Source organism: Streptomyces sp. GC420, from assembly GCF_009916105.1.
Taxonomy (GTDB): Bacteria; Actinomycetota; Actinomycetes; order Streptomycetales; family Streptomycetaceae; genus Streptomyces.
Window position 1 is genome coordinate 1 of sequence record NZ_JAAAXQ010000439.1, and the last position, 5,769, is coordinate 5,769.

The 5,769-nt window shown below is 73.3% G+C and carries 3 protein-coding genes; all 3 read right to left on the bottom strand.

The features are described 5' to 3' along the window. On the bottom strand, positions 1–1,420 hold a 1,420-nt coding region (locus GUY61_RS33430; RefSeq protein WP_166634080.1), incomplete at its 3' end, for a protein kinase. 246 nt (positions 1,421–1,666) lie between these two features. Then, positions 1,667–3,661 (bottom strand): serine/threonine-protein kinase, encoded by a 1,995-nt coding sequence (locus GUY61_RS33435; RefSeq protein WP_166634081.1) that lies wholly within the window; start codon positions 3,659–3,661, stop codon positions 1,667–1,669. Positions 3,662–3,742: 81 nt separating this feature from the next. Further along, positions 3,743–5,449, bottom strand: coding sequence for a glycerol-3-phosphate dehydrogenase/oxidase (locus tag GUY61_RS33440; protein WP_166634082.1), 1,707 nt, complete (start codon positions 5,447–5,449; stop codon positions 3,743–3,745). Positions 5,450–5,769: the final 320 nt, after the last annotated feature.

Below are 5,769 nucleotides of genomic sequence, written 5' to 3' on the forward strand. Positions count from 1 at the left end.
TGCCCGCCCCGCTGCGACCGCCGTCCGCACGCAGTCCCTCGCCGATACCGGGCCGGGGTGCGGCGGCGTGCCACGGGTCGACGTGCCCCGCCCCGGCACCCGCACCCGCACCCGCACCCGGGGGCAGTTCGTGACGCGGTCCGGGTTCATGACGCGGTCCGGCCCCGGTTCCGGGCGCCGGAGCGGGTGTGGCGGGAGCGCCCGGCGTGCCTGTCCCCCGGGGCGGGACCTGGGCCGGGCCGTAGGGAAGCATGCTCGGGTTGCGGCCGGGAGCCGGGCCGGGCTCGGGAGCCGCGGCGGTGCCCGGAGCGGAGGCGGACGGCGCCGGCTCGGGCGGTGCTCCGTTGGCTGCCTCGCCCGCCCCCCACGGGGCCGAGCCGGTGGCCGGACGCTGCACGGGGAGACTTCCGGTCTCGTTGACGCGGGCGGCCGCCCGGGCGCCCGCGCGGTACGCCGCGATCGCCCCGGCCCGCGCGGCGCGGGCGTCGCCGCCGGTGGTCGGCGCGGGCCTGCCGGCCCCTTCCGGGCCGGCCATGGATGCGGGCCCGCCTCCGGCCCGCTCGGCGGGCGCGGGCCCCGGCGGGGGTCCGCCCGGCACGGGGCCGCCCGGAACCGGCGTGCCATCGCCGTGCCCTGCCTGTCCGCCGAGCCCGCCGTACGGGCCCGGCCCCGCCTCGCCGGCGGGTCCCGCCTGGCCGCCCTGTCCTCCACGGCCGTCGTGTCCGGTCTGCCCGCCGGGTGCCGCGAGTCCCTGGCCGGCCGGCCCGGCCGCGGGGACGGCGGAGCCGCCGCCCTCGGGCGCGCCGTCCTGCCCGGGGGGCGCCGGCACGGGGTCGTAGCCGCACAGGGCCTCCTCCGCGGCGCCGGCCGCGAGGCCGGTCAGCATCACGCGCCCGTCGTCGCAGACCAGCACCGTCCGTGCGGTGATGTTGCGGTGCGTCCAGCCGTGCGCGTGCAGCGCCCGCAGCGCGGTCAGCACGTCCGAGGCGACCTCGGCCGCGCGGTACGGCGAGAGCGGCTTCTCGGCGAGCAGCGCGGCCAGCGGCCGGGCCGCGACGAGTTCGCTCACTATCCACAGGGAGCCGCCGTCCGCGAACACGTCGAAGACCTGGTCGAGTTTCGGGTGGTCCGGGACGGCAGCGGCGGCGGTGGCGGCGTCGATGGCGCGGCGCACCGCCGGGTCCGTGGGCCTGCGCGTCGTACGGGCGGGGGCGCGCATCGGTGCGGGGGTGCCCGTGCCGCCCTCGTCGCCGTCGACGAACTCCGCGTCCACGACCTCGGGCAGCGGGACCTGCCTGACCAGAACCTCCTGGCCGCTGTACGTGTCGAAGGCGCGGGTCTCGACGAGGTCGTACTCGTCGGAGGGCGGCAGGGGAAGGCGGTAGCGGTCGGCGAGTACCCGTCCCGCGTAGTCGTCCACGACGCCTCCCCAAGCGCGCTGCCCTGCCCCCGGTCCCGGGGCCCGTAGCCGCCAATTACAGTCCCGCTACGAACTTTTGCGGCTGCGTACCGTCCACGAACTCTCACGATACGTGCCCGGACGGGCCATTGCCCGCCGGTCGCCGCAACCCGCCCGCCGCAGGCCCGTGTTCGCGGCCCGTTCAGCCCCCGGAACCTCGAGTTCCCGGTTCCGGCCGGCCCGTCGGGCCGTCGGTCTCCCGGTCTCTCAGTCCTTCGGCTGGAAGGTCTCGAACGCGGTCCTGCGGAGTGTCTTGCACTCCTTCCCGTCCCACTTGCTCGCCACGCACGTGATCATGATGGAGTAGCCGTGGGTGGCGTCGGCCTTGAAGCCGCGGTTGAGCACCCGCACGGTCTTGCCGTTCTGCAGGCGCTCGAACTGCCAGTCCGCCACCGTCGGGTAGTCGCGGTAGTCGACCCGCTGGATGCCGAGCAGTCTGTAGCCGCTGCTGCTCCCGGCCACGGCCGGGGCGAGCTGCCGCCAGGCGAGGGCCGCGTCGTCGCTGGGGCTGCTGTTGTAGTCGACCTGCACGCGCGGGAATCCACCGGACTGGCTGTAGATGCCGCCGGAGTTCTGGCCCGCGATGCCGGTGCGCTTCCAGCCCTCCGGCAGGGCCATCGAGAAGTGGAAGGTGCCGTCGGAGACGACCTCGTACGTCTCGGGCACCTGGTCGTCGGAGCCCTCCGATCCTCCGGACGAGTCCGAGGAGCCGGAACCCGATCCCGAGCCCGAACCGGACCCGGAGTCCGACTGCGAGGAGTCCGCCTCGTCCCCGGCCGAGTCCTGCGGGTCGTTCTTCGTGGAGTCCCCGGACTTCTCGTCGTCCTCGGCGGTCTTGCCGGTGCCCTCGCTCACCCCGGCCGATGTCTCCTTGCCGCCCGAGGAGCCGGACCCGCTGCCGGACCCTTCCTTGTCGTCACCGTTGAACGCGAAGGCCAGGATGGTCCCGAGCACGGCGAGCACGGCCACGACGGCCACGATCGTGAGCGTCCGCCGGGACACCACATCGGTCAGGGGCGCCCTCCGCGGCGCCGTGGTGACCCGCGTCGGCTGCGCGCCGGGCGGCGCCGCGGGCGACGGCACGGACGCCATGGAGGCCGCGACCGGTGCGGCGGCCGGTGCGGCCGCACCGGGGGAGGACCCCGGCTCGGCACCCGGTGCTCCGGCGGCTCCGGCCCCCGTGCCGGCCGTGTTGCGCACCGACCTCAGCGCGCCCCGCAGCCGGTCGGCCTTGCTCTCCGCCGGGCCGGTGGGGGGCGAACTCACGCGCGGGGCAGGCGGCGTGGGCGGCAGGACGGCCGTCTCCGGCGTCTTCGGCAGGGGAATCACGCGGGTCGCCCCGGCGGCCTGCGCGGGCTGCTCCGGCGCGTGGATGACATCGTTGAGCAGCGCCCGCGCGCCCTCGTCGTCGAGCCGCCGCTCGGGGTCCTTGTGCAGCAGCCCGTAGATGACCTCCTCCAACTCCCCCGCGTTCTTGGGAGGATCGAGCGGTTCGGTCATCACGGCGGTCAGCGTCGCGATCGCGGACCCCTTGTCGTACGGCGGCGTGCCCTCCACGCACGCGTACAGCAGGCCGCCGAGCGACCAGAGGTCGGCGGCGGGACCGGGCTTGTGACCCCGGGCCCGCTCCGGCGAGATGTACGAGGGCGCGCCGACGAGCATGCCGGTGGACGTGATCGACGGATCGCCCTCGACCTGGGCGATGCCGAAGTCCGTGAGCACGACCCGGCCGTCCTCGGCGATCAGCACGTTGGACGGCTTCACGTCGCGGTGCAGGATGCCCTCGCGGTGCGCGGAGCGCAGCACGTCGAGGATCGCGAGCCCGACCTCCGCGGCCCGGCGCGGGGTCAACGGCCCGTCCTGGCGCACGACGTCGGCGAGGGACCGGCCCTCGATCAGCTCCATCACGATCCACGGACGGTCGTCCTCGTCCACCACGTCGTAGACCGTGACGGCCCCGTTGTTGCGGATCCTGGCGATCGCCTTGGCCTCGCGGAACGTACGGGTGATCAGACGCCGCTTCTCGTCCTCGTCGATGCTGGACGGGAACCGGAGTTCCTTGACCGCGACCGTGCGCCCCAGCGTCTCGTCGAGCGCGCGCCAGACGGTGCCCATGCCACCCCGGCCCAGGACCCCACTCAGCCGGTACCGGCCGGCGAGCAGGCGATCTTTCGTGTCCTGCGACTGCTGCGCCTCCGACATGCGTCCCCTCTGCAATCAACCAGCCCCGGCAGAGCTTCCATTGTCTCTCACGCCGGGACCGGCTCCCCAGCGGGGGCAGCGCTAGAGCGGAACGATGTCCGGCGCTCCCAGCCGCGCCGCGTCCGCCGTCAGGTCGTCGGGCTGCCGCTGCGACTCGCGTTCGGCCTGCACCCGCTTCTCGTAGTGTTCCACCTCCTTCTCGATCTGTCCCCTGTCCCAGCCCAGCACGGGTGCCATCAACTCGGCGCACTCCCTTGCGCAGCGCGTGCCCCGGTCGAAGGTCTCGATCGAGATGCGCGTGCGCCGGGTCAGGACGTCGTCCAGGTGCCGGGCCCCCTCGTGCGAGGCGGCGTAGACGACCTCGGCACGCAGATAGTCGTCGGCCCCGGTCAGCGGATTCCCCAGCGTCGCGTCCCGCGCGACGAGTTCGAGGACTTCCTCGGTCATCGAGCCGTAGCGGTTCAGCAGATGCTCCACCCGGGCGACATGGAGTCCCGTGCCGGCCGCGATCCTGGCCCGCGTGTTCCACAGGGCGCGGTAGCCCTCGGCGCCGATCAGCGGTATCTCCTCGGTGACGCTGTCGGCGACCCGCTGGTCCAGGCCGTGCACCGCGGCGTCCACGGCGTCCTTCGCCATCACCCGGTAGGTGGTGTACTTCCCGCCCGCGACGACCACGAGACCGGGCACCGGGTGGGCGACCGTGTGCTCCCGCGACAGCTTGCTGGTGGCCTCCGACTCCCCGGCCAGCAGCGGGCGGAGCCCTGCGTACACGCCCTCCACGTCGTCCCTGCTGAGTGGAACCGCCAGCACGGAGTTGACGTGCTCGATGAGGTAGTCGATGTCGGCGCTGGAGGCCGCCGGGTGGGCCTTGTCGAGGTCCCAGTCGGTGTCCGTCGTGCCGACGATCCAGTGCCGGCCCCAGGGGATGACGAACAGCACCGACTTCTCTGTCCGCAGAATCAGCCCGGTCGTGGAATGGATGCGGTCCTTGGGCACGACGAGGTGGATGCCCTTGGAGGCGCGCACATGGAACTGGCCGCGCTCGCCGATCAGCGCCTGAGTGTCGTCGGTCCACACACCGGTGGCGTTGACGACCTGTTTGGCCCTGATCTCGTACTCCCCGCCGCCCTCGACGTCACGCACCCTGGCGCCGACGACCCGTTCGCCCTCCCGCAGGAAGCCGGTGACCCTGGCCCGGTTGGCGGCATGCGCGCCGTAGGCCGTGGCCGTGCGCACCAGCGTGGCCACATAGCGGGCGTCGTCCATCTGGGCGTCGTAGTACTGCAGGGCCCCGACGAGGGATTCCCTCTTCAGGCAGGGCGCCACGCGCAGCGCGTGGCGGCGTGTCAGGTGCCGGTGCGCGGGCAGCCCCCGTCCGTGTCCCGAGGAGACGGACATCGCGTCGTACAGCGCGACGCCGGAACCGGCGTAGAAACGCTCCCAGCCCTTGTGCCGCAACGGGTAGAGGAACGGGACGGGTTTGACGAGATGCGGGGCGAGCCGCTCAAGCAGCAGCCCGCGCTCCTTCAACGCCTCCCGCACCAGGGCGAAGTCGAGCATCTCGAGATAGCGCAGGCCGCCGTGGATCAGTTTGCTCGATCTGCTCGATGTCCCCGACGCCCAGTCACGCGCCTCCACGAGCCCGGTCGCCAGGCCACGGGTCGCCGCGTCCAGCGCGGTGCCCGCGCCGACCACGCCCGCACCCACGACCAGCACGTCCAGCTCCCGCTCGGCCATGGCGGCCAGGGCCTCCGCCCGCTGCGCCGGCCCCAGTGTCGCTGTCCTCACGCTGCCTCCCGCATTCCCGCTGTGTCACCGCGTCACGGTCATGCCGAGTCGTCGGGTGGTGCTCAGACCCGTATCCCCAGCTCCCTACGATTCTGAACGGGCACTCCCACTTCAGCCACTGCCTGTGGACAACACACGGGCGAACGCGATCACCCAATACGGCATATCGGTCATTTTTATGCCTAGTGTGACATTGCGCCGACCCTGACGGTCCACAGGGCTTGCGCACCCCGCCCACTCCGGCTATTGGGAAGGACGGCTCAGCCATGCCCGCAGACCTCGCCGTCATCGGACTCGGCCATCCGGGACTCTCCCTCGCC

Bases quoted from the DNA above. Each gene is read 5' to 3' on its own strand.
- GUY61_RS33435 (WP_166634081.1), bottom strand. From the start codon at position 3,661: ATGTCGGAGGCGCAGCAGTCGCAGGACACGAAAGATCGCCTGCTCGCC.